General features: G+C 79.2%; 1 pseudogene. It reads right to left on the reverse strand.

Features of this window, described 5'->3' with window-relative positions:
- Positions 1–1,097, reverse strand: a pseudogene (locus tag ABZ641_RS37490) (hypothetical protein); the annotation flags it as partial.
- Positions 1,098–1,378: the final 281 nt, after the last annotated feature.

The raw sequence follows: 1,378 nt of genomic DNA on the forward strand, positions 1-1,378 counted from the left end.
CCGGTGGGCAGGTGTGCCAGGAAGGACGCGATCCCGGCCCAGGGGCGGCCCTGGGCGCGGAGTGCGGCGACCTGCCGCCGTGCCTCGGCGTGGCGCCGGGTGTGCGGGAACAGCGGCAGCAGGAGGGGGAGTTCGGCCGCCCGCGGGACGGCGCCGTCGTACACGCCGTCGAGGAACGCGTCGCGCCGGCCCGGCGGGAGGGCGCGCAGCAGGGCGGCGAAGCAGCGGGGCACGGCCAGCCAGTGGCGGCCGAGGGCGGGGAGCGAGGGCGGGTGGGCGCGCACCAGCCGGCGCAGGGTGCCGCTCGTGGGCGGCAGGCTGTGGGGCCCGGACGTGCCGCGCCGCGGGTCGGTGAGGAGCCGGACGGTGCGTTCGGCGTCGGCGGCGGCCAGCGATGGCAGGAGGTCGTGGCGCAGCGGGAGGTCCGGGCCGAACCGCTCCAGCAGGTCGAGGGCCCGTTCGGGGCGGGCCCGCACGGTGGCGGCGAGGACGTCGGCGAGTTCGGGCGACTGCCCGAGCCGCAGCGTCCCGGGGTGCTCGGCGAGGACCCGCTCCAGGTGGTCCAGGACCTCGTCCGGGAAGCGCGCGGCGAGGGGTGCGAGCGGGACGGCGTGCGCGAGGTCGGGCAGGGTCCGGGCGACGAACTCGGGGCTGCAGGCGGAGAGCAGCCGGCCGGCCTCGGCGTCGCCCCACTCGGCGCGCAGGCGGCCCACCAGCCGTTCGGCGAGCCGGTGCCGGCGGCCGTGCCGGACGACCCGGGCGAGCTGCCGGCGCAGGGTGCAGGAGGCGCCGGTGAAGGCCGCCTCGATGGCCTCGTCCGGGACGTCCTGGGTGCGGGCGGCCCGCAGGGCGTACCCGCGGACCACCGGGTCGGGGTCGGTCAGCCGCTCGGTGAGGTACTCGGTGGCGCGGCCGGCCGACGCGGCGAGCGCGGCGAGCCGGCGGCCGTACACGCCGGAGTGCTCCAGTTCGGACAGCAGCGCGGGGAGCTGCCCGTCGGCGGCGAGTTCGCGGGCTCTGCGGGCGACGAGCCGCTGGCGGTCCGGGTACGGGAGCGGGTCGACGTCGGCGAGCAACTGTTCGGCGTGGTGCGGCATGCGGTCATTCTGGTCGGGCGGGGCCGGTGCCTCCCAGCGGATTTCCGCGGCCGCGGCCGGGCCGCCCACCGCGCCCGACCGGCGGTGCACGAGGACGGGGGACGGCCTCGGCAGCGATCCGGTCGTGCACTCGGGCGGGTGTGCCCGGCACGTGCGGTGAGCCACCGTCACGACGACGGCGCGTCGGTGTGGTCGGCGCGGCCGGAGCGCTCGCGGCGGTGGTGACGCTCGTGGCAGCGGTGGCGCTCGCGGTGGCGGCCGGAGCGGTCGTCCGGGCCGCC

Source organism: Kitasatospora sp. NPDC007106, from assembly GCF_040634455.1.
GTDB lineage: Bacteria > Actinomycetota > Actinomycetes > Streptomycetales > Streptomycetaceae > Kitasatospora > Kitasatospora arboriphila.